Source organism: Roseibium sp. (genome assembly GCF_051016195.1).
GTDB lineage: Bacteria > Pseudomonadota > Alphaproteobacteria > Rhizobiales > Stappiaceae > Roseibium.
The window spans coordinates 1,378,836-1,401,261 of sequence record NZ_CP134616.1 but is presented as its reverse complement, the minus strand read 5'-3'; the positions used below and the strand labels follow the sequence as shown (position 1 = coordinate 1,401,261).

Annotated in this window: 22 protein-coding genes; 13 read left to right on the top strand and 9 right to left on the bottom strand. The window is 60.8% G+C overall.

Annotation, left to right across the window (positions count from 1 at the left end; translation table 11 throughout):
- Positions 1-432: 432 nt before the first annotated feature.
- Both coaBC and RDA78_RS06385 read right to left on the bottom strand, forming a co-directional pair.
- Positions 433-1,656: a bifunctional phosphopantothenoylcysteine decarboxylase/phosphopantothenate--cysteine ligase CoaBC gene (gene coaBC / locus RDA78_RS06390; protein WP_434054507.1), complete on the bottom strand. Its 1,224-nt coding sequence runs from the start codon at positions 1,654-1,656 to the stop codon at positions 433-435.
- A gap of 30 nt (positions 1,657-1,686) precedes the next feature.
- Positions 1,687-2,910 (bottom strand): penicillin-binding protein activator, encoded by a 1,224-nt coding sequence (locus tag RDA78_RS06385; protein WP_434054506.1) that lies wholly within the window; start codon positions 2,908-2,910, stop codon positions 1,687-1,689.
- A gap of 174 nt (positions 2,911-3,084) precedes the next feature.
- Here RDA78_RS06385 and rsmI point away from each other — a divergent pair, with 174 nt between their 5' ends.
- The 3 genes from rsmI (at position 3,085) to gshB (ending at position 5,557) form a co-directional block, all read left to right on the top strand.
- Positions 3,085-3,990: a 16S rRNA (cytidine(1402)-2'-O)-methyltransferase gene (gene rsmI / locus RDA78_RS06380; protein ID WP_434054505.1), complete on the top strand. Its 906-nt coding sequence runs from the start codon at positions 3,085-3,087 to the stop codon at positions 3,988-3,990.
- Positions 3,991-3,992: 2 nt separating this feature from the next.
- Complete coding sequence (locus tag RDA78_RS06375; RefSeq protein ID WP_434054504.1) at positions 3,993-4,376, top strand: YraN family protein; 384 nt, start codon at positions 3,993-3,995, stop codon at positions 4,374-4,376.
- A gap of 236 nt (positions 4,377-4,612) precedes the next feature.
- Positions 4,613-5,557 (top strand): glutathione synthase, encoded by a 945-nt coding sequence (gene gshB, locus RDA78_RS06370; RefSeq protein WP_434054503.1) that lies wholly within the window; start codon positions 4,613-4,615, stop codon positions 5,555-5,557.
- Positions 5,558-5,972: 415 nt separating this feature from the next.
- Here the strand turns inward: gshB and hppD are convergent, their stop codons facing one another.
- Positions 5,973-7,079, bottom strand: a complete 1,107-nt coding sequence (hppD, locus tag RDA78_RS06365) for a 4-hydroxyphenylpyruvate dioxygenase (RefSeq protein ID WP_434054502.1) — start codon at positions 7,077-7,079, stop codon at positions 5,973-5,975.
- Between the two features lie 126 nt (positions 7,080-7,205).
- On the opposite strand from hppD, the gene RDA78_RS06360 reads away from it, so the two are divergent.
- From RDA78_RS06360 to RDA78_RS06350, 3 genes are all read left to right on the top strand, one after another.
- Positions 7,206-7,673: an Lrp/AsnC family transcriptional regulator gene (locus RDA78_RS06360; protein WP_434054501.1), complete on the top strand. Its 468-nt coding sequence runs from the start codon at positions 7,206-7,208 to the stop codon at positions 7,671-7,673.
- Between the two features lie 114 nt (positions 7,674-7,787).
- Positions 7,788-8,534: a tellurite resistance TerB family protein gene (locus RDA78_RS06355; protein ID WP_434054500.1), complete on the top strand. Its 747-nt coding sequence runs from the start codon at positions 7,788-7,790 to the stop codon at positions 8,532-8,534.
- Positions 8,535-8,701: 167 nt separating this feature from the next.
- Positions 8,702-8,863 carry a hypothetical protein gene (locus tag RDA78_RS06350; RefSeq protein WP_434054499.1) on the top strand — a complete coding sequence of 54 codons (162 nt, stop codon included), beginning with the start codon at positions 8,702-8,704 and terminating at the stop codon, positions 8,861-8,863.
- A 248-nt stretch (positions 8,864-9,111) separates the two neighbouring features.
- On the opposite strand, the gene RDA78_RS06345 is transcribed toward RDA78_RS06350, so the two are convergent.
- The gene (locus RDA78_RS06345) at positions 9,112-10,215 is read right to left on the bottom strand and encodes a citrate synthase/methylcitrate synthase (RefSeq protein ID WP_434054498.1); all 1,104 of its coding nucleotides are present in this window, start codon (positions 10,213-10,215) and stop codon (positions 9,112-9,114) included.
- A 76-nt stretch (positions 10,216-10,291) separates the two neighbouring features.
- On the opposite strand from RDA78_RS06345, the gene RDA78_RS06340 reads away from it, so the two are divergent.
- Both RDA78_RS06340 and RDA78_RS06335 read left to right on the top strand, forming a co-directional pair.
- Positions 10,292-11,461 carry a citrate/2-methylcitrate synthase gene (locus tag RDA78_RS06340; protein ID WP_434054497.1) on the top strand — a complete coding sequence of 390 codons (1,170 nt, stop codon included), beginning with the start codon at positions 10,292-10,294 and terminating at the stop codon, positions 11,459-11,461.
- Between the two features lie 71 nt (positions 11,462-11,532).
- Positions 11,533-12,426 (top strand): AEC family transporter, encoded by an 894-nt coding sequence (locus RDA78_RS06335; RefSeq protein ID WP_434054496.1) that lies wholly within the window; start codon positions 11,533-11,535, stop codon positions 12,424-12,426.
- 10 nt (positions 12,427-12,436) lie between these two features.
- On the opposite strand, the gene RDA78_RS06330 is transcribed toward RDA78_RS06335, so the two are convergent.
- From RDA78_RS06330 to RDA78_RS06310, 5 genes are all read right to left on the bottom strand, one after another.
- On the bottom strand, positions 12,437-12,901 hold the full coding sequence (locus RDA78_RS06330) for a GNAT family N-acetyltransferase (protein WP_434054495.1): 465 nt from the start codon (positions 12,899-12,901) through the stop codon (positions 12,437-12,439).
- A gap of 5 nt (positions 12,902-12,906) precedes the next feature.
- Positions 12,907-13,740 (bottom strand): isocitrate lyase/PEP mutase family protein, encoded by an 834-nt coding sequence (locus tag RDA78_RS06325; protein WP_434054494.1) that lies wholly within the window; start codon positions 13,738-13,740, stop codon positions 12,907-12,909.
- A gap of 189 nt (positions 13,741-13,929) precedes the next feature.
- Positions 13,930-14,394, bottom strand: coding sequence for a DUF1203 domain-containing protein (locus tag RDA78_RS06320; protein ID WP_434054493.1), 465 nt, complete (start codon positions 14,392-14,394; stop codon positions 13,930-13,932).
- 73 nt (positions 14,395-14,467) lie between these two features.
- Positions 14,468-15,637, bottom strand: a complete 1,170-nt coding sequence (locus RDA78_RS06315) for a hypothetical protein (RefSeq protein ID WP_434054492.1) — start codon at positions 15,635-15,637, stop codon at positions 14,468-14,470.
- A gap of 81 nt (positions 15,638-15,718) precedes the next feature.
- Positions 15,719-16,126 (bottom strand): GNAT family N-acetyltransferase, encoded by a 408-nt coding sequence (locus tag RDA78_RS06310; protein WP_434054491.1) that lies wholly within the window; start codon positions 16,124-16,126, stop codon positions 15,719-15,721.
- Between the two features lie 166 nt (positions 16,127-16,292).
- Between RDA78_RS06310 and RDA78_RS06305 the strand changes: the two genes are divergently transcribed.
- The 5 genes from RDA78_RS06305 (at position 16,293) to RDA78_RS06285 (ending at position 22,426) form a co-directional block, all read left to right on the top strand.
- Positions 16,293-17,906, top strand: coding sequence for a GMC family oxidoreductase (locus tag RDA78_RS06305; protein WP_434056106.1), 1,614 nt, complete (start codon positions 16,293-16,295; stop codon positions 17,904-17,906).
- Positions 17,907-17,971: 65 nt separating this feature from the next.
- Positions 17,972-18,733, top strand: coding sequence for a molybdate ABC transporter substrate-binding protein (gene modA, locus RDA78_RS06300; protein WP_434054490.1), 762 nt, complete (start codon positions 17,972-17,974; stop codon positions 18,731-18,733).
- Positions 18,734-18,789: 56 nt separating this feature from the next.
- Positions 18,790-19,497, top strand: coding sequence for a molybdate ABC transporter permease subunit (gene modB, locus RDA78_RS06295; RefSeq protein WP_434054489.1), 708 nt, complete (start codon positions 18,790-18,792; stop codon positions 19,495-19,497).
- On the top strand, positions 19,484-20,575 hold the full coding sequence (gene modC / locus RDA78_RS06290; RefSeq protein WP_434054488.1) for a molybdenum ABC transporter ATP-binding protein: 1,092 nt from the start codon (positions 19,484-19,486) through the stop codon (positions 20,573-20,575). Before modB ends, modC begins: the two co-directional genes overlap by 14 nt.
- A 48-nt stretch (positions 20,576-20,623) precedes the next feature.
- Positions 20,624-22,426, top strand: coding sequence for a sensor histidine kinase (locus RDA78_RS06285; protein WP_434054487.1), 1,803 nt, complete (start codon positions 20,624-20,626; stop codon positions 22,424-22,426).

The following is a 22,426-nucleotide window of genomic DNA, read 5'->3' as shown; positions in this document are numbered from 1 at the left end:
GGCTTGACCATGGCACACATGCCGCTGCGCCTCCGGTTGTACAGCTTTGCTTTCTTGAGACGCAAGGGCATGGATTGCCAGATCAAGTCTGGCAATGACCAACGGGGAATATGCGCGTATTCGAGGTCTATCGACCGGGCCTTCGCGTCCATGTGCTCCAAGGTTTCACCGCAGCAGGTTCCTCCCTCTTTGTGGGGCGGGGTGGGGGTGCAAACAACTGGGCAAGGATGAAGATTTCCGGATGATTCAGGGCCTCGACGTTGACCTCCATCGCCGTCCCGGACGAGCGGCGCGGGATCCGGGATCCTCTCATGTCCCGAGCTGTTCGAAGGAACGCTTGGAACTGGAAACAATCGCCCGATCCGGTAAGCCAAAAAGCGAGTAGGTCCCGGATCTACGCTGACGTCTGCCCGCGTTGACACATGACCTCAGTCAGTCGCTCAACTCCTGCGCGGCGCGTTCGATGATCCGGCGGGCAACGTCGGCCTTGTTCATTTCGGGCCAGTCCTCGACACCGGACGTGCTGACAAGGCGGATGGTATTGGCATCGCCGCCCATGATGCCGGTCTCGGGACTGACATCGTTGGCGATGATCCAGTCGGCCTTCTTGCGCTGCAGTTTGGAGCGCGCGTTGTCGATCAGGTTCTGCGTCTCGGCGGCAAAACCGATCAGCAGTTTTGGGCGCAGGCTCTGGTGGTGACCGATCGTTGCCAGGATGTCGGGATTCTCCACCAGCGAGAGTGCTGGCGGCTGACCGCTGCCGTCCTTCTTGATCTTCTGCAACCCTTCCGCCGCGACCCGCCAGTCGGCGACCGCAGCTGCCATGATGGCGATGTCCGCAGGAAGATTAGCTTCAACGGCCTTGAGCATCTCTGCTGCCGTTTCGACATGCACCGTCTCGATATTGGCCGGGTCGGGTAGCTCGACCGGCCCAGACACAAGCGTGACACATGCACCGGCATCGTATGCGGCGCGCGCGAGCGCGTGGCCCTGCTTGCCGGACGAGCGGTTGGCGATGTAGCGCACCGGGTCGATCGGCTCGTGCGTCGGCCCGGACGTGATCAGAACGTGTTTCCCGGCCAGCGGAAGGCCCGGGTTCTTGATTTCCGCGTCTCTCAGGACAGCGTCTGCGGCCGCCGCGATCTCCATCGGCTCGCTCATCCTGCCGACGCCGGCCTCGCCTTTTTCGGCCATCTCGCCGCTTGCCGGGCCGACAAACCGGACACCGCGTTCTTCCAGCATGGCCACGTTGCGCAGCGTTGCAGGGTTCTGCCACATCTTCGGGTTCATCGTGGGTGCGGTCAGAACAGGCTTGTCGGTCGCAAGCAGCACCGCGGAGGCAAGGTCGTCTGCAATGCCGTGGACCATCTTGGCCATGAGATTCGCCGTGGCAGGCGCAATCAGGATCAGGTCGTGATCGCGGGCGAGACGGATATGCCCGACATCGTGTTCCGCTTCCCGGTCGAAGAGGTCGGTAAAGACCTTCTCGGCAGACAGCGCCCCGACGGCAAGCGGCGTCACAAACTCGCGGGCTCCATCTGTCATGATCGGGATCACGCGTGCACCGCGTTCCTTCAGCCTGCGAATCAGGTCGAGCGACTTGTACGCCGCGATGCCGCCGCTGATGATCAAGACAATGGCTTTGCCGTTCAGCATCAAAGCACTCCTCCCGAAGGGGCAGGTGTATCAGAATCCGGTGCGGAAATCTCGCGGCGCGGGCGAAACCACTTCCGTTCCGCGACCGGTGATCTGATAAACGGCAAGGCCGCGTTCGTTGAGACCGTTGTTCATGAACCGGAACAGACCGTCAATGCCGATGAAGCCGTCCCGGTTGGTCAGGATGCTCTGCTGGAACCGCTGCGGACCGGCCGAGCGGATCAGACCTGCGGCAAGGGTCACGCCGTCGTAGACAAGGCTTGCGTTGCGCGGTGGAGGTGTTCCGTAAGTGCTTTGATAGCGCTGCGCGAAGCCCTGGAAGCCCTTGTCTTCCGGGCCCGCGAACCAGGCGCCGGCAAGAGAGGGACTGTTCTTGACCTGGGCCGAATCCCATTGACCGGAGCCGAGCAGCTTTATGGTGCCGAAATTGGCGCCCTGGCTGGAAAGCGACTGCACAACGAGCGGCGGAACATTGCCTCCCGCCGGCACGAACAGCGTGTCGATGCTGTTGATGACGGGTTTGAGCGCGGCCGTTTTCGCGATCAGGTCCGACGTGTCCGAACCTGATGCCTTGTAGCGTTGAATGGTCGCGATCCTGCCGCCTCCGCGACCGACTTCCTGCCGGAAGGCGGCTTCAACGATCGCACCATAGCTGTCTTCCGGGATCAGTGCCGCGTATGAGCGTTTCTGCTGGCTGTTGGCGTAGCCGATGATGCGTTTGACGTCGGTCTCCGGCAGGAAACTGAGGAGATAGACACCGCGCGTGGCGACTGATGTGTCCGTTGAAAAAGCGATGACCGGAACACCTGCAGCGCGCGCGGCTGTGGCCGCGCCTGCGACGGCCGGCGCGAACACGGGCCCGAGGATCAGTTCTGCACCTTCCGATATCGCGGCCTGGGCGGCCGCGCGGCCGCCTTCGGATGAACCACCGGTGTCCTTCACCAGCAATTGCACATCCGCGTTTGGAAAATTCTGAAGGGCAAGCGCTGCCGAATTCTTGAAAACGGTTCCGATCGAGGCATTGCCGCCGGTGCTTCCCAACGGCAAGAGCAGACCCACGCGCACGCTTCCGGTCCCGATGACTTCTCCGGTTATCTGCGGCTGCGCGGTCGGCTGAACCTGGTCACCGGGCAGAGATCCGAGCGATGACCCGAGGCACCCCGTGAGCGCAAATGCGCTGCTGCAGACCAGCGCCGTTTTCAGGAACTGGCGCCTCTGTTGCTGTCCGGTTTTGCCCCGCATTGCACTTGCCATTGTTATTTTTCCACTATCGGGAAGACTTACGTATTCACTGGGAGAATGTCCAGTTTTAGCGGCTTTTCGGTGGCATACCTGCGCGATGAACAGTGGATTTACCTTGCAACGGTGCTCCGCTGCGGTTAGCGCAGGAAAAGATATGCTGTCCGGCAGGGTTTGATGGGAGCTTTCATGGAGACCGACACACGTTCGGAAAGGAATCGTTTCAGCCTGTCCGAGCACGCCTTTTCCGCACCGAACCTCGAACCGGCGCTTTACATCGTGTCGACCCCGATCGGAAACCTCGGAGACATCACCGTCCGGGCTCTGGAGACGCTTGCCGCCAGCAGCATGATCGCGTGTGAAGACACGCGCGTTACCTCGACCCTGACGCAGAAGTTCGGGCTGAAAACGCCGTTGATGTCCTACCACGAACACAACGCGGAAAAGCAGAGGCCGAAGATCCTGGCCGAGCTTGACGCCGGTAAAGCGGTTGCGCTCGTGTCCGATGCCGGAACCCCTCTCGTCTCCGATCCGGGCTACCGTCTCGTGCGCAGTGTTCTGGAAGCCGGCTACAAGGTGGTGCCGATCCCGGGCGCCTCCGCCCCGCTGGCGGGTCTGGTCGCGTCCGGCCTGCCGAGCGACACGGTGCTCTTCGCCGGTTTCCTGCCGCAAAAGGGCGGCCCGAAAGCAAAACGGCTCGAGGAACTGGCAAACGTACCTGCAACGCTTGTTTTCTTCGAATCACCGCATCGCACGGGGGCGACGCTTGAGAAAATGGCCGAGTTGCTCGGGAGATCACGCGAAGCTGTTGTCGCCAGGGAACTGACCAAGCGTTTTGAAACTTTCGAACGCGGCACTTTGAGTGATCTTGCCGCCAGGTTCGAAGAGGCGTCCGTCAAGGGTGAAATCGTCATTCTTGTGGGTCCACCTGAGGAAAGACCCCAGGCGGATGCGTCTGATATGGATGCGCTGCTCGCGGCCGCGCTTGAGGAGATGCCGGTGAGCGCCGCCGCCAAGAAGGTTGCGAAGGCAACCGGGCTTGATCGCGGCGAGGTCTACAAGCGTGCGCTGGACCTGAAATCGGGAGGTCGCTGAACTTGGGAGGGACCGGAAAGCCGGCAGAGACCCGCCGGAAGGCTCATGCTCTGGGACTTTCCGCTGAAAGCCGGGCCGCCTGGTATCTGCGGCTCACCGGCTGGCGCATCCTGAAAAGACGCTACAAGACTAAGGCGGGCGAAATCGATCTGATCGCGAAAAAACGAAAGACGGTTGCCTTCGTCGAGGTCAAGGCGCGCAAAGGCCGGGAGGCGGCCATGAACGCCGTCACCCCGTCCAGCCAGAAGCGGATCACACGTGCGGCGAAGATTTTCGTGTCCGAACACCCGAAAGCTGGGTTCTTCACGCTCAGGTTCGACATCATCATCATCCGTCCCTGGGCCTTGCCCGAGCGGATCGAAAACGCGTTCGAGGCGTGGGAGTAGTTTGGGGCAGTGGCCCGGAGGCAGCATCCGGGCATGGTGCGACAACCCGAATGGCATCAGCATGCATGCCATGGTCAAGTCCAATCTTGTCGTGGGTTGCGGCGCCATCGTCATCACGGACGTATGAATCACGACCTTCCTCCCACTGGACAAAGCGGTATTGCCACCGCATATCTGGACCAACCGATCTATAATCCCTAAGCGCTTCATCCAGCGCGCCCGCCGGGAGTTGCCTCATGGCCTTGAAAGTAGCGGTCCAGATGGACCATATCTCGTCGATCAACATTGCCGGCGACAGCGCCTTCGCGATGATGCTGGAAGCGCAGGCGCGCGGCCATGCGCTTTACCACTATACGCCCGACCGGCTCGCGCTGCGCGGCGACGAGGTTTATTGCGCGCTGGAACCTGTCGAGGTGCGCGACGAAAAAGGCAACCATTTCACGCTTGGCGAGCGGACGCGCATGGACATGCGAGACATGGACGTGGTTCTGATGCGCCAGGACCCGCCCTTCGACCTGTCCTATATTGCAGCGACGCATATTCTGGAAAAGATCCACCCGGCCACCTTGGTCGTGAACGACCCGGGCGAAGTGCGCAATGCGCCGGAAAAGCTGTTCGTGACCGACTTCGCCGACCTGATGCCGCCAACGCTCATCACCAAGGACAGGGCCGAGATCGATCTTTTCCGCGAGGAATATGGCGACATCGTCATGAAGCCGCTTTTCGGTCATGGCGGCGCGGCGGTTTTCCGTATCACGCGGGACGATCTGAACTACGGCTCACTCTATGACTTCTTTGACGCCACGTTCCGCGAACCCTGGGTCATCCAGCAGTTCCTGCCCAACGTGAAGCACGGCGACAAGCGCATCCTTCTGGTCGACGGTGCTTTTGCGGGCGCGGTCAACCGGGTTCCGGCCGCAGGCGATCTGCGCTCCAACATGGTGCGCGGCGGCGCGCCGACCGACAGCGATCTGACGGACAGGGAGCGCGAGATCTGCGCGCGCCTGGGACCGTCGCTTAAGGAAAAGGGTCTTGTCCTCGTCGGCATCGACGTGATCGACGGCATGCTGACCGAGATCAACGTCACCGCTCCAACCGGCATTCGCGCCATCCGGAATCTCGGTGGACCGGATGTTGCGGCGATGGTCTGGGATGTGCTGGAAGCCAAGATCAGGGGATAATGGACACCCCGCCTTGTCGTGATGCGAAACTGCTTTTGGCAAAAAAAAGCCTCCGCGCGAGCGCGGAGGTGAAAGTTAGTGTGCTTAGACAATGCAACAGAGGGCCTCACGGCAACCTCTGTCTGTAAAACCCACCGAGGCCATTGTTCTTCCTCGAAAAATCAAAAAAAATTCGAAAAAGTAATGCGTGCATAAAGCGTGAATTAAAAACGCAAGAAGAATCAGATAGTTAGCCGTTTGATAACGGTAATGCATCCAAAAAATTATTTTAAATACAATTACTTAGTCAACATGAAGTTGTAGACGATTGTGGCGCGGAAATGGCAGTGAGCGGGTCTTTTGAAGGCGGGCCGGCCGCGTCCGGGAATGAAAGCGGCCGGCTTTAAGGTGACGGGCCTCCGAAGCCGGTGTCGGCCTATTCGGCAGCTTCCGTTTTCAGGATACCGCGGCGGATCTGGTCCTCTTCGATGGACTCGAAAAGGGCCCGGAAATTGCCTTCGCCAAAGCCCTCGTCCCCCTTGCGCTGTATGAACTCGAAAAAGATCGGCCCGATCACGGTCTTGGAGAAGATCTGCAGGAGGATTTTCGTCATGCCGCCGTCGATGACCCCTTCTCCATCGATCAGGATGCCGTGCCGCTTCATCCGATCCAGCGGCTCGTCGTGGCCCTGGACCCGATCGTAGGACATTTCATAGTAGGTCTCCGGCGGCCCCGGCATGAACTTCAGTTCATTGGCCGCAAGCCGGTCGGTGCTGTCATAGATGTTGTCGGTGCCGACAGCGATGTGCTGGATGCCCTCGCCGCGATACTTCTTCAGATATTCCTCGATCTGGCTGGTGTCGTCCTTGGATTCGTTCAGCGGAATGCGGATCTTGCCGCACGGGCTGGTGATTGCGCGGCTCACAAGCCCGGTGATGCGTCCGTCGATGTCGAAAAAGTGGATCTGTTTGAAGTTGAACAGCGTCCGGTAGAAATCCCACCACTTGTCCATGTTGCCGCGATACACATTGTGGGTCAGGTGGTCGAGATAGTAGAAACCGACACCTTCCGGCTTGAGGTCGGCGAGCCAGTCGAACTCATCCGAGTAGGCCGAACCCTTGTCGCCGTATGTGTCGACGAAATAAAGCAGCGACCCGCCGATTCCCACGATCGCCGGAACATCTAGGGTCTTGTCGTCGCCCTCATAGGGCGTCGCACCATTTGCAACGGCATGATTGAATGCATGCTGCGCATCGACAACGCGCCAGGCCATGGCCGGTGCGCACGGGCCGTGCTCTTCCACGAAAGCCATGCCGTGGGTGCCGGGCTCCGCATTCAGGACGTAGGTGATATCGCCCTGGCGGTAAAGCGTGATGTTCCGCGACTTGTGTTTTGCGACCGGCACATAGCCCATCTTTCGAAACAGCACGTCGAGCTTCTCCGGTTCCGGATGTGCGAATTCGACGAATTCGAAGCCGTCGGTTCCCGCCGGATTCTGCGGCGTGATCTGGGCAGGCGGCGCGTTATGCGGGAACGGTCCCATGACGTCTCTCCTTCAAATGAGCTTTGTTCAAGAAAGAGTGCCCGAAACCGCGCGCAGGGTGTGTGCAATTCACGTGGATTCGCGTAAAGTCTTGCACGAAGTGTGTAAGCAAATGGGAACTAATGCATGATCAGTGCGCTCGATGGCTTTGACTTGAAACTCCTGACCGCATTGCAGGACAATGCGGCGCTGACGAATGCGGAGCTGGGCGAGGTGATCGGCCTGTCTGCAAGCCAGGTATCGCGCCGGCGTCAGAAGCTGGAAGAGGCGGGCGTTATCCGGCGCTACCGGGCAGCTCTTGATCCCGAAGCTCTTGGATTGAGGGTGACCGCCTATGTGGGAGTGACGCTCGGCGCGCACAGCCGTGAGAACGCGCGCAGGTTCCGCAACATGGTCACGGCAATGCCGGAAGTTCAGGAAGCCTACACGCTCACCGGCGACGTCGATTACATGCTGAAGATCGTGGTTCCCGATCTGAAGAAACTCAGCCGGATCATCAACGACGATCTTCTGCCCCAGGAGGCCGTGCAGCATGTGCGCTCGTCCATCGCGATGGAAACGCTCAAGGACGACAACCTGCTGCCGCTCGGATAGGCGGGCTTGTTTGTGTATGCAAATGTAACGCGAAACTTGCGCACCTTGAAGAAAGTACCATCTGATAGGGCAATTGTGATTTGCCCCGAAAGGGGTCGTTAGAGGGAGCACTTCATGTTTGACGCAAAATCCTTGCTGGACCAGTTTCTCGGTGGCCAGTCCGGCAATCAGTATGGCGGCCAGGCAGGCGCGCAGCGCGGTGGCGGCTCGGGTGATCTGCTGTCCCAGGGCAAGGATTTTCTGTCTTCTCAAGGCGGCGGCCTGGCGCTCGGCGGTCTCGCCGGCCTGATGCTCGGCTCGAAATCGGGCCGCAAGATGGGCAAGAAGGCCGTGACCTACGGCGGTCTCGCGCTGGTGGCGGGACTTGCCTACAAGGCCTACCAGGGCCACAAGGCCAACCAGCAGAATGCGCCGCGACCCCAGTATCCCAAGGACGAACCGATCCCGCTCGAAGCGCCGCGCGGCACCGCTTTCGACCCGGCGCAGCAGCCGGGCGGTGAAAACGAGTTTGCAGTTGCGCTGCTGACGGCGATGGTGTCCGCGGCCAAGGCCGACGGGCATATCGACCGCGAGGAGCAGGACCGGATCTTCGCCAAGATCGACGAAGCCGGTCTCGACAGCGAAGCCAAGGCCTTCCTGATGGACGAACTGAGATCGCCTCTGGATCTGGACAAGGTCGTGGCCAGCGCAAGCTGCCCGGAAACCGCGGCGGAAATTTACGCGGCCTCGCGTCTCGCCATTGACCCGGACCACCCTGCCGAACGCGCCTACCTGCAGATGCTGGCCGCGCGTCTCGGCCTGGAGCAAGGCCTCATCGACGAGATCGAACTGGCCGTGCGTGAAGCCGAAATGGCTGAATAGGCCGACAGGGATTTTTCATCGCCAAGCCGGCTGAGCATGGCAAACGCCGGAACGTTTTCAAAGGTCATGCCATGGCTCGACCATAGCATCCATTCCGCTTTGCTACCCATTGCACCGCCATTCTTTGCCGGTGCGCAATGGCATGGATTGCCGGATAGAGTCCGGCAATGACGAACGAGAGCAGTGTTCTCGGCGCTCTACCCTCGATCGTCATCCCGGCCAAGCGGAGCGCGAGCCGGGATCGGGGAGCCGCGATGGTCTCGATTCTCGCCAATGCAGAGGCGTCCCGGTCCCGGATCTCCGTTGCGCTGCGTCCGGGACGGCGATAGAGAAGCCAGGCGATTCGGTTGATGCCTTGCCGTTCGCTCTGCTGAACGGAACGACCGGCCGGCCAACCAGTCTCCTCCATTACCTCGTCATGCCATGGCTCGACCATGGCATCCATCCCGCTCTGTTGCCTATTGCGCAGCCATTCTTTGCCGGTGCGCAAGGGCATGGATTGCCGGATCAAGTCCGGCAATGACGGTGAATGGAGCCGCAAGGTGCAGCTGTTCCCGGCGTGCCGCATGTCACTGCGTCAGTCCGGCATGGGCCCCGCATAGTGCGATGCCGGGCGGATGAGCTTTCCGGTGTCCTGTTGCTCAATCACATGCGCGCACCAACCCGCTGCCCGTCCCACCGCGAAGAGCGGTGTGAACAGCGTCCGGTCGATGCCGATCGCATCCAGAAGTACGGCGGTGTAAAACTCCACATTCGTGTCCAGGGGCCGATCCGGCTTTGCTGACTTCAGCGCAGCGAGTGCCGCTGTTTCGATCTCTTCGGCCAGTTGCACTTTCGGATTGTCCCGGCTCAGTTTCCTGAGACCGTCTTTCAGCACGTCCGCACGCGGATCCCGGGTCCGGTAGATCCTGTGGCCGAAGCCCATCAGGCGCTCCTTGCGTGCCAGCGCTTGCCCGATCCAGTTTTCGGCATTGCCGGCTTCTCCGATCGCGTCGATCATGTCCAGAACAGGCCCGGGCGCGCCGCCATGAAGTGGACCGCTCAAGGCCCCCATGGCACCCAGGACGGCCTGCTTCATGCGTGCCTGTGTCGAACCGATCACCCGCGCCGTGAATGTCGACGCGTTGAGACCATGGTCCAAAATGGTGACGAGATACCGGTCGAGGGCATCCGTGTGTGAACTGGCCGCGGTTTCCCCGGTGAGCATGCGCAGGATGTCTGCTGCCGTGGAAAGCGTACTGTCCGGCGCAAGCGTCCTCTGGCCGGTCGAGATCCGGTGTGACGCTGCCAGGAAAACGGAAAGAGCGCCGACGATCGACACGGCTTCCGGCACCCCCTGTTTCGGTTGCAGCGCGGCCAAGCCGAGCTGCATGCGTTCGAAAACGGACAAGGTGTCGGCTGCACTTTCCAGAAGGGGAACAAGCGCAAACGCCGCGATCCGCGCTTCACCGAGGCCGGTCTTGAGCGCGTGCGCGTCGACAGGTTCGACGTCCCGCCATAGATGCGCGATGGCCTCTTCGAACGAAACCTGCCCCGCGAGGTCTTCGATGTTCCGGCCACGCAGGATCAGCGCGCCCTTCTGTCCATCAACGGAACTCAGGCACGTCGTCGCTGCGACAACCCCGTTGAGACCGGCGGTCGGGTCCTGTTTCATCTGAGCCGGATTTGGCACTTCTGTCATGGTCAGCTCCTTCTTGGTTGCGTTCAGATAGATGAAAAGAATTGCATTGATCAATGTTGACAATTACAGTCAATACATGAGCACACCCATCTTTCTTTCTGCCAAGGAGGCGGCGACCGAACTGGGCGTTCAACCCGCAACGCTTTACGCCTATGTAAGCCGGGGCCTGATTTCCTCCGTCGCCGGCCCCGGCAAGAAGCGCCGTTACGATGCCGCCGACGTCCGCCGTCTCAAGGGCCGGCGCCAGGTTGAAGACCATACCGGCGCCCGTCCATTGACTGGTGACCCGGTGCTGGAGACCGAACTCACGTTGATCTCGGATGTGGGGCCGGTCTATCGCGGAAGGCTGGCCAGGGACCTTGCCGAGACCTCAACTCTGGAAAGCGTTGCAACGCTTCTGTGGGCGTCCCCCGATGATCCATTCGCCGACAATGTTCCAAAAGACCCGCCGATGCTGCCTGAAGGGCTTGCGCCGCTCGACCGTCTGATGATGGCGCTGGCGGCCTGGCCATTGCAGGACCGGGCCGCCTTCACGCTCGCGCCGCGATTGCTGCAGACAAAGGGCGCGGCGCTGCTGCGCTATTGCGTCGCTGCGCTCCTCGATCAGAAACCGGTGGCCGTTCCGATCCACACCCAGATCGCCGAGGCCTTCAAGGTGTCGGCAAGCGCGAAAAACGCGATCCGCGCCGCGCTGGTTCTGTGCGCCGACCATGAACTCAACACCAGTGCCTTCGCCGCGCGCTGCGCAGCATCGACACGCGCGCCGCTCCATGCGGCCCTGCTGTCAGGTCTCGGTGCCTTCGCCGGTCCGCGCCATGGCGCGGCGCCCGACAGGGCTGCGGCATGGCTCGCGGAGATCAAGCCCGAAACCGACATCGAGCAGGCTCTTGCGGACCGGCTGGCGCGCGGTGAAACGCTTCCCGGCTTCGGGCATTCCGTCTATCAGGACCGTGATCCGCGTGCCGATTGCCTTCTGGACATTCTCTTTCGCGCCGAGCCGGACAATCCTTTCGTTGTCCGTCTGCCGGAACTGACCGCGGCGGCTGACGACCTGTTCGGTCTGCCGCCGAACATCGATTTCGCGCTGGCGGCGATCCAAAGGACCTATGATCTGCCAAAAGACGCGGCCAAGATCATCTTTTGCGCCGGGCGGATCACCGGCTGGATCGCGCATGCGCTGGAGCAATATGCGGCCCATGAGAAAATCCGCCCGCGTGCGGCCTATGTCGGGGAAAGGCCAGAGTAACGGAGCTTGCGCTTGATCGGGCAAGGGCGCAAACCCGAACCTCGGGGTCGAAAACGGGTGGGAGTAGAGGCGTGACCGGGATCGTTGAACATGTCGCCAATGTCATGGTGCCTGTGTTGCTCTGCGTCCTGCTCGGCTATGCCCTAGCCTATTTCAAGGCCCCGTTTGACCGGAAACTCTTCGGGTCACTTGTGTCAAACGTGGGTTACCCGACCCTGATCCTGTCTCACCTGGCCAAGGAACACATTCAGCTCGAGACCTTCCTGACCGTGCTGGGTGCGGCCCTTGCCATGGTCACGATATTCGGCGTTCTCGGCTTCATCGTTCTCAAACTGATGGGTATTTCGATCAAGGCCTATCTGGCGCCGATGATGCTGTCCAATGTCGGCAACATCGGCCTTCCGGTCGCGACCCTTGCCTTCGGTGCGGAAGGCGGCGCCGTGGCAATCGGCTTCATCGTGATTGTCCTGACGGCGATTTTCACGATAGGGATCGCGATCCCGATGGGGCGGCCCGATTTCAAAGCCCTCGCCCGCCAGCCGGTGATCTACGCTGTCGTTCTGGCGCTTGTGCTGCTGGCGACTGGCTGGAAGATTCCCGGCCCCATTGACCAGAGCCTGGAGATCCTGGGAGGGCTCGCCATTCCCATCATGCTGCTCACGCTCGGCCACAGTCTCGAGACGCTGAAACTGAGCGGCCTGTCGCGCGCGGTTGTTCTGTCCCTGATCCACGTTGGCATTTCGGCGGTCGCCGCCTTTGCGATCACACACTTGCTGACGCTTGATGCCAGGATCGAGAGCGTGATTGTGCTTCTGTGCTTCATGCCGCCATCTGTCGCGACATATCTTGCCATTTCCAAGCATCAGCCCGATCACGCCAACGGCGTGGCCGCGTTCATATTCGTGTCCACATGCCTGACGCTGGTAACGCTGCCGCTCGTTCTGACTTACTGGGCGACGGGCTAGGGTCCATCACCTAGAGCCGGTAGGCGAAATGCACGATCCGCTTGTCGCCGCGCTGCTCTTCGTGCAGTTCCGTGTATCCGGCGCGTGTGTACCAGGCCCTGTTTTCATGCATCAGCACATTCGTGTAGAGGCGAAGCTCTTCAAAGCCGAGCTCCCGCGCGCGCTCATGCGCCCAGTGCAGCAACTGCCGTCCGAGCCCCTCGCCCTGCCGGTCCGGGTCGACGGCGATGCTTTCGATCAGGAGGTGGTCGCCCCCGGGAACGAGAACGAGGCTCGCGCCAATACCCGTCGTGCCGCGTATGACCCACACATCGGCGTTTTCGATCAGGGCGGCATAGTCAGCCGTCATCGGCAGCGGCACCGCGTTCATGATCGGAATGAACCTTTCATAGGCCCGCCGGGCAAGTTCCGTCAGATCAGGCGCATCTTCCGGTCTCGCTCGTTCCGGACGCTTGCCCGGTTCACCGCGGGTCATCCCGCTCAGGGCCGGGCCTTCATGAACGATTCAAAATCGCTCATGCCTTGCGCCCGGTCGAAACACCCGAAGGCTCCACCGTCTTTCATGTCCTCGGCCGCGGCAACGAAAGCCCCAAGAGCAATCCGCGCCAGTCCCGCACCGATCGAAACGCGCGCAACACCCATGTCCGCCAGTTCCTTGCGGGTGAGGTGAAAGTTCTTTCGGCCCGCAAGAATATTGACCGGTCTGTCAACAGCGGCGAGCACGGTTGCGATCTGCTCCTTGTCCTTGAGTTGCGGCGCGTAGAGGCAGTCGGCGCCGGCCGCTGCAAACGCGTTTAGCCGCTTGATCGTTTCATCAAGCTCGAATTGTGTTTTGACCGGGCCTTCGCTGCGCGCGGTCAGCACGAAATCGGGTGCGGCGCTCATTTTGGCATCGATGGCGGCCTTGATCCGGTCGACCGCCTCATCGTGCGGATAGTAGGGGTCCTGCGGATCCGTTGTGTAATCCTCGATAGAACATCCCGCCAGTCCGACTTCAATAGCGCCCCTGATCGTCTCTGCAACGTCGTCGGGGCTGTGACCGAACCCGTTTTCAAGGTCACCGTTCACCGGCAGGCTTGTGGCGCTGATGATATCGGCGGCGTGCGCGAGCGCGTCGTCGCGGGTGATGTGTCCCTCGGCGTCGCGCACGCCCTTGGTCCAGGCGAAGCCAGCGCTTGAGGTCGCCAGTGCATCGAACCGCATTCCGTCGAGGATGCGGGCAGAGCCGATGTCGAAGGGATTGGGCATCAGGAACGCCCGCCCTTTTTCGTGAAGGGCCTTGAAAGCGGCGCAACGGCCGGCTGCGGTCTGCATGACGCAATTCTCCCTTTGGTTGCCGAAAATGGATTTGTCATCCCAAGTTTAGCATGAGATGCCGCATCGGAACCGGACGCTTCCAAAACACGTGTCTGGATGCCAGCACCAGTTTATCCAAAAAGCAGGAACCGGTTTGACGCACGAGACAAAACCTGAAGGGAAAAGAACGCGGATCAGCCGGTCCGCCTAGTCGCCTGCCCGGGACACCTTCGCGGCGAAACAGCCCCGCTTTGCGAAATGAAGGTGCAGATAGGCGACGTCCGGATTGCCGAAGAATGCCGTGATCAGTCCGCTCACCTCCGATCCGTCCACAACATCGGCATCGACGATTTCGTGCTCTGCGTTGAAAGCGCGGACGGAGAGCAACCGGCTTGAAATGGAGGCGGGCACCACGTCGGGTGCCGGGCGGTTTTCCAGCGCGCCGTCCCCGACATAGATCGCATGGCGCGAGCGATACGGGCTCTCGCCGGGCTGGTGCTCGAAATTCAGCAGGAAGACGCGTTTTCCTTCTGCAAGATCGGTCAGGGAAACCCGGCAAGGAGCGCTGCCATCTGACACGTGAACCTGAACGTTCTGCCGGGCAAGCTCTTCGTCCGGCAGCCCGTAAAGATGCGAAAACGCGCCTTCGGGAAGGGGATTGATCTGAAACATGAAACGTCTCCTCAGTGAAACTGAGGCGACCTTAGGAACAGGTTATCCGCAAGGCGACCCGATTTGCGAGCCGTCATTGGGCAACCGTTTTTTGCCGGTGCCAGCCGACGAGCAGGATCATGCCCATGATCACGAGATAAGGCAGATGGAACCGCGTTTCATAGTGTGGGAAAACGATGTATTTGGCGCAGACCGACGCGAAGGCGGCGTAGAGCAGCACTTTTGACCGGAGGTCCAGGCGATCGGGTGAAATGCACTTTGCGAAGAAAAGCACGAGCCCGAACAGAACCGCGACCCAGGTGAAGCCCATGACCGCTCTCACCGTCGACCGCACAAGCATCTCGGCATAGGAACCGATGGAAAAGGGCGGATTGAAGTCTTTCAGCGTCGGCACGTATTCGATATGCGTGAACCACATATGCACCCACCAGCCGGGATGATCCGCACCCCGTGTCAGCCAGACATAGATCCCCAGGCACGCCGCGAAGCAGGCGGACATCGCCCACCGTCCCGGACCGTAGATGGCGGCGAATACGAAGAACACGCCGATGAAGGCAAGGTGGTCCGGCCGCACGAGAAAAGCGCAGAAAAGCGCGAGCGCGGCGGGCACATCCCATTTCTCCAGAAAGAATAGGGCAGCAAGCAACAGGAAGAAGGTCGCGTAGAGATCCGGCGAGACAAGCTGCGCCGCATATCCGAAACTGCACAGCATGAGGAAGGCGGCCACGACAGGCCCGTGGGCAAGTGTCCCGGTCTTGCCGAGCCAGACCAGCAGGACGGCACCAACGGCAAGCACCGACAGGAGCGAAATCAGCCGGAACGCCTCGACGGTGCCCGAGATGCCTGAAAGCAGGCGCGCCGTTTCGACGTAAAGCACCTTGAGCCGATAGAAGCCAAGCATCGTCTCAAAGGCATCCGCATCCTTTGCCTGATGGACGCGGTAAGGGCGATCCTCGGTAAGCGTGATGTATTCACCGTCGCTGACATTGGCCTTCACAAGCGCATAGGTCTTGGAATGGAGGTCTGCGCTATCGGCCGTTTCGGGCTCGATTGCAGTTGCGGTATAGGCCAGCATGTCCCAGTTCGAGACCGGGAAAACCTGAACCACGGCCGCCGTCATCAGGATGAAGAGACACAGCACAGCGGCTCCGATCCAGCTCCGCAAGGGACGGTACAGGCGGACTGCGATACCGAAACTGGTCAGGAAAACCGCTTCCAGACTGCGTTGTGCAAAGTTGGACATGACGTGAGCCTCGCGTGCAGAACCAGGTCATTTGTCGCAAGGTCTCGTAAGAATTACGTAAACGGCCCTGGCGCCCTCACCCTAGCGGCCGCGCCGCGCCATGCCGAGAGAGGCGGGTGCGGTTTCACGGAACCCGAATTTTTCGTAAAGCCGGTTTGCCGGCACATCCGCGATCAGGCTCACGTAAATCGACGGTGGCAACTCGGTCTCGATATGCTTGACCAGCGCCGCCATGATTTTCTGTCCAAGCCCTTGCCCCTGATAATCCGGATGCACGACGATATCGGTCACCTGAACGAACAGGCCCCTGTCTCCGACCAGCCGCCCCATGCCGACCGGCTTTTCCGCGTCAAAAAGCATCACGGAAAAGAGGCCGTTTTTGAGACCGATCTCCGCTGCCTCTCTTTCGTAGGAGCTCAGGCCACCGGCGGCACGCAGGTTCAGATAGGTGTCCGGGTTCGGGGTCTTTGCGATCACGCTGATGGTCATTTCGGTTCCAGGTCCCTTCAATTGTTTGTCCAGCTTGCATTTCGGGTGCCTTCATCTTTAGTCGGCTGCGAATTTGTGCGCCAGAGCGGCCTCATTCATCCAGCGGCTAGCTTGACCGGACACCGTTGCTCGTGCCTCCATCCTGAAAACGGATATTGGAGGAATGATGCGCGACCTCGGGGAATGGGATTACGTAATCGTCGGTGCGGGAACTGCGGGCTGTGTGCTGGCCAACCGCCTGTCGGAGGACCCTGAGGTCAAGGTGCTGCTTCTGGAGGCGGGCAAGAGCGACAACTATGTCTGGGTCCACATTCCGGTCGGATATCTCTACTGCATCGGTAATCCAAGGGTTGACTGGGGCTTCAAGACCGCTTCGGAAACGGGCCTCAACGGCAGGTCGCTGCTTTATCCGCGCGGCAAGGTGCTCGGCGGCTGTTCCTCGATCAACGGCATGATCTATATGCGCGGTCAGGCCTGGGACTATGACCACTGGCGACAGCTCGGGCTGACCGGATGGGGCTGGGAGGATGTCCTGCCCTATTTCAGGAAATCGGAAGACCACTATGCCCTGGACGATGACACGCACGGCCAGGGTGGAAACCTCCGTGTCGAAGAGCAGCGCATGTCCTGGGAAGTGCTTGATGCGTTCCGGGAGGCTTGCGAACAGACCGGGATTCCCAAGACCACGGATTTCAACACCGGCGACAATTTCGGATCTGCCTATTTTCAGGTCAATCAGAAATCCGGGCTGCGCTGGAACGGCGCGAAGGCTTTCCTGCGTCCGGCTCGGAACCGCTCCAATCTCAAGGTGCTGACCGAGGCACATGCCGAAAGCATTGATTTTGCAAACGGCAAGGCGAAAGGCCTGACGCTTGACGTCGCAGGTGAGCCGGCAACCCTGCGCGTTGACGGCGAGTTGATCCTCGCGGCTGGGTCCATCGGATCGCCGCAGCTGCTTGAGCTCTCCGGAATTGGCCGTCCCGAAGTCCTGAATAACGCAGGCGTCGTGCCGCGCGCGGAAAACCGCAACGTCGGCGAAAATCTTCAGGATCACCTCCAGCTGAGGCCGATTTTCAAGGTGAAGAACACGTTGACGCTGAACCAGATGGCGAGCAATTGGGTCGGCAAGGCGAAAATCGGTCTGGAGTATCTGCTCAAGCGGTCGGGACCCATGTCGATGGCTCCGAGCCAGCTGGGTGCCTTTGCCAGGACCGATCCTTCCTTTGAAACGCCGAACGTGCAGTATCACGTGCAGCCGCTGTCTCTCCCGAAATTCGGTGAGCCGCTGCATCCCTTCCCGGCAATGACGGCAAGCGTCTGCAATTTGCGGCCGGAAAGCCGCGGTCATGTCCACATCACCTCCGCCAACAAATCCGATCATCCTGAAATTCAACCCAACTACCTCTCTGCGGAAGCGGACAAACGCGTTGCGGCGGACGCGATCCGGCTGACCCGGCAGATCATGTCCGCGCCCGCCATGCAGCGGTTCGAGCCGGAAGAATTCTTGCCCGGGCCGGATCTGACGGACGAAGAGGATCTGGTGAAGGCTGCCGGCGAAATCGGCACGACCATATTTCACCCTGTCAGCACCTGCCGCATGGGCACGGACGAGGCGTCCGTGGTTGATGGCCGCCTCAAGCTCAGGGGATTTGAAAACATCCGCGTGATCGACGCCTCCGTCATGCCGACGATCACATCGGGAAACACCAATGCTCCGACAATCATGATCGCGGAAAAGGGAGCCGACATGATCAGGGAAGATCGTCGCGCGATGGTGTGAGGGCGCTGTTGCAGTCCACCCGCCGATAAGCTAGCCAGTTGACCGTTTGCGAGCCCGGATCACGAATGTATATGCGTCTTTTTCTGATCATTGCCTTTTTTGCGTCGTTGCTGACGCCGGCTGCGGCCGCGTCCGATCTCACGGTCTTCGCCGCTGCCAGCCTGCGCGAGGCGATGGAGCGGATCGCGTCCGGCTACGAACGGGAGACCGGGACGAAGGTGGTGTTCTCCTTTGCGGGAACCGGAATACTGGCGCGGCAGATCGAGGCCGGCGCTCCGGCTGATCTGTTTGTGTCCGCAGATGCCGACTGGATGGACTACGTGGCCGAAAACGGCGGTGTCGATCCCGCGAATGTGCGGCAGATCGCGTCCAACGCACTTGTCCTGATCGGTGCGAGTGAAACGCCCGTGCTCAGCCTCGGCGAAGCGGAGATCGTCGATTTCCTGGATGACCAGCGCATGGCGATGGCGGACCCGGATACGGTTCCGGCAGGGCGCTATGGCAGGGCGGCGCTTGAAAACCTCGGCCTGTGGCACGCGGTTGCCGGCCGGCTTGCGCCGATGGAGAACGTGAGGATCGCTCTTGCGTCGGTTGCCAGGGGCGACACGCCGCTCGGGCTTGTCTATCGCACGGACGCGGAAATCGAACCGGACGTTGCCGTTCTGGCGACGATTCCCGGCGCCAGTCACCCTGAAATCCGCTATCTCGCGGCAGTGACAGATGTGAGCAGCAATCCGGCTGCTGGCTCTTTTCTGGAGTATCTGACCAGCACCGAAGCACAAGAAATCTTGCAATCTCTGGGGTTTGTGACCGATAAGGTGGAGTAGTTTGCCGCTGTGGGGTTTGGGCTCAAGCGGTGATATGAGCAGCAGACCGGGCGCACGTGAACCTTTTCGACCTTCAACCCGAAGAATGGCAGGCACTCCTGTTGACCCTGAAGGTCGCAGCCGTCGCGCTCGCTGTCAGTCTGCCCGTGGCAGTCCTGGTTGCCTATGTTCTTGCACGCTTCCGCTTTCCCGGCCACGGGCTGGTCAATGCGTTGGTGCATCTGCCGCTGGTGTTGCCGCCGGTGGTGACCGGCTATGTTTTGCTGATGATGTTCGGCCGGAAAGGCCCGGTCGGGGCATTTCTGAATGACACTTTCGGGATTAGCTTTGCCTTCAGCTGGACGGGCGCTGCACTTGCCGCGGGCGTGATGGCCTTTCCGTTGATCGTGCGCCCGATACGCCTGTCCTTCGAAGCGGTTGATCCGAAGCTGGAAGAAGCCGCAAAGTCTCTCGGCGCGCGCCGGATTGTCACGTTTTTCACCGTGACGCTGCCACTTGCCCTTCCCGGCATACTGGGAGGAGCGATCCTTGGATTTGCCAAGGCCATGGGCGAGTTCGGAGCCACGATCACTTTCGTTTCCAACATTCCGGGGGAAACCCGCACCCTGGCGCTTGCGCTTTATACCGCAACCCAGACCCCCAGCGGTGACCTCGCGGCCTTCCGGCTGACGCTGATCGCGGTCTTTGTCGCCTTTGCCGCCCTGATCGCCTCCGAATTGCTGGCGCGCCACTTGCGTTCGCGCCTTGGAGGTGCCGATGCTTGACGTCGACATTGCCGGAAGGGTCGGCAACCTCGAATTTCAGGCCCGATTTGCAAGCGAAGGTGGTGTTACGTCGCTGTTCGGGCAATCGGGGTCCGGCAAGACGACCCTGACGAACATGATCGCAGGGCTTCTTGTGCCGGAGACAGGGCGGATCAGTCTGGACGGGACGATTCTGTTCGACGCGGCAAAGGGCGTGAACCTGCCGGTACAGGAGCGGCGTATCGGGCACGTTTTCCAGGACGCGCGGCTGTTTCCCCATCTGAGCGTCAAATCCAATCTCACCTACGCGCGCTGGGCAGGACGGCGCACGGGGGATCGCGATCTGGATGAAGTTGTCGAATTGCTGGGATTGTCTGCCCTCCTGGGGCGCAAGCCGGGCCGGCTGTCGGGAGGCGAAAGGCAGCGTGTTGCCATCGGGCGGGCGCTCCTGTCCGACCCGCGTCTCCTGATCATGGATGAGCCCTTGGCCAGTCTCGATCAGGCGCGGCGCAACGATATTCTGCCCTATCTCGACCGTTTATGCGGTGAAGCCGGGATACCCATCCTCTATGTCAGCCATTCGATCGAGGAAGTGGCGCGGCTGTCCGACACGCTGGTCATTCTGTCCGATGGCCGCACACCCGCCTATGGACCGGTTGCCGAGATGCTGACCAGGACCGACCTTGGCCGCGCGACCGGGCGTCACGAGGCCGGCGCCCTGATTCATGGCAAGGTCACGGGAACCGACGCGGCCTGGGGGCTGACCCATGTCGATATCGGTGGCGCCAGTCTGCAGATCCCGGATCTGCCGGCCGACACCGGAGACACGGTCAGGCTTCGGATCAGGGCGCGCGATGTCGCGCTGGCACTTGATCCGCCAACGGGCCTTTCGATCCGCAATGCGTTCGAAGCATCCATCACCAGTATTTCGGAAGAAACCGGTCCCTATGCGGAAATCCTCTGCGTGCTCAACGACCAGACCATCCGGGCGCGCATCACGCGGGCTTCCGTTGCCGATCTTGAGCTTGTTCCGGGCAAACGGGTGACCGTGTTGATCAAGAGTGTTGCCATCGACAGGCGGCAGAGGAGCCTCGTTTGACGGTTTTCCTGGCCCTGACGATTTTGGTCAATTTCACGGCGGATTTTCGTGCAGTATACTGATCAGATGATGCGCAGACCAAAGCGCCTGGCGTGGCGCAAGTTGAAATTCGGCATTGGTGCCGGTCTGGTTATGGCCACGCTGCTGATCGTGTGGCTGACCGGTTTGGCCAGCCTGCGCATCACACTTGCCGAAACCGAGACACGGGCGGAAGCAAATCTTGCCGTGCAGACCGCGGTCCTGGAGCGCCTGCTCGACAAATTCCGGCTGCTGTCGCCCTTGCTGGCGCGCGGTCCGGATATTGCCGGGCTCATCGTTGATCAAAGGATTGATGCGGAACCCGGCATAGCGGCGATTGCGGCGGGCATGTCAGGCGCGGAAGAAATCTGGCTGATGGACGCATCCGGAAAGGTGATCGTGTCCAGCCAGGACAGTGTTCCGGCCAATGCAATCGGCAATGCAGGCACGATACCGCACGCTTTTGCGCAGGCAAGCCAGGGTCAACTCGGCAGGGAATTGATACCGGGCACGCCGGAAACGCCATCCAACTACGTCTTTGCGTCTCCCCTCAGGCGCGGCGACACGTTTCTGGGCGTGCTGGCCGTGCGGGTGAGCCTTGATGATGTCGAACAGGCCTGGGCCCTCAGCAAGGATCCGATCCTTGCTCTTGATGGCGGCAACCGGGTTGTTGTTTCCAACGTGCCCGAACTGAGAGGCAAGACACGAGACGAACTCGACCCGAGCTGGAATGTCGCTGATCTGTCGCTGGCGGGTCGGATGCAGTTGCTTCTGCCGGCCGCCGGTACCCGCAATTCGCATATGCAGCTGACGTCGAACCTGCCGGTACTGGAATGGCAGGTGCGCACGCTTGTCGATATTGAGGATGCGCGCCGTCAGTCCGGATGGGCGATGCTTGTCGCCTTGCTGGTCTGCGTCATTGCGGCTGGCGGTATCTGGATCCTGATTGCGCGGCGCGAGGAATTCATGCGCGAGGAGCGCCGAAACAGGGCATCGGCGCTCCGCCTGGAGCGTCGCGTCCAGAGCCGGACGGCGGAACTGCGCCGGGCAAACACCCATCTGGAGCGTGAAGTCCGCGAACGCGAGCAGGCGGAAGCCAATTTGCGCCAGACGCAGGCCGAGCTTGTTCAGGCGGCCAAGCTCGCAACGCTCGGGCGTATGTCGGCCGCCCTCAGCCATGAATACAATCAGCCCTTGGCCGCAATCAGGTCCGACGCCGAAATCGCGGAAATGCTGATCGACCGGAACCGTGCGGACGAAGCAAAATCAAACCTGTCGCGCATCGGCGGCATGGTGACCCGCATGGGAGAAATCGCAAAGACGCTCAAGGGCTTCAGCCGGCGCTCCGGAACGGACATCAAACCCGTCTCCCTTCGCCAGGCCATTGACGAAGCTCTCCTCCTGCTTCAGCCGCAGATAAAGCAAAGCGGATTTGTACTCAGCCTCGACCTGCCGGATGACGACATCATCGTCAAGGGCGGGCGTATCCGGCTGGAGCAGGTGATCATCAACCTCCTTTCCAACGCCTTCGATGCCGTGCACTCCCGTCCGACACCGCTGGTCAGACTCTCGCTCGTTCGCGAGGACAGGGAGGCCGTGTTGAAGGTCGCCGACAACGGTCCCGGGATCGATGCGGAAACCCTGCCGCAGGTTTTCGACCCTTTCTTCACGACCAAGGATGTCGGCGCCGGTCTTGGATTGGGCCTGTCGATCGCCTACAAGATCGTCCATGATTTTTCCGGGACGCTGAAGGCGGAGAACCTGGAAGACGGTGGCGCGGTCTTCACGATGCGTCTGCCGATCGCGGACAAACAGGTGCTGGCGGCGGAATAG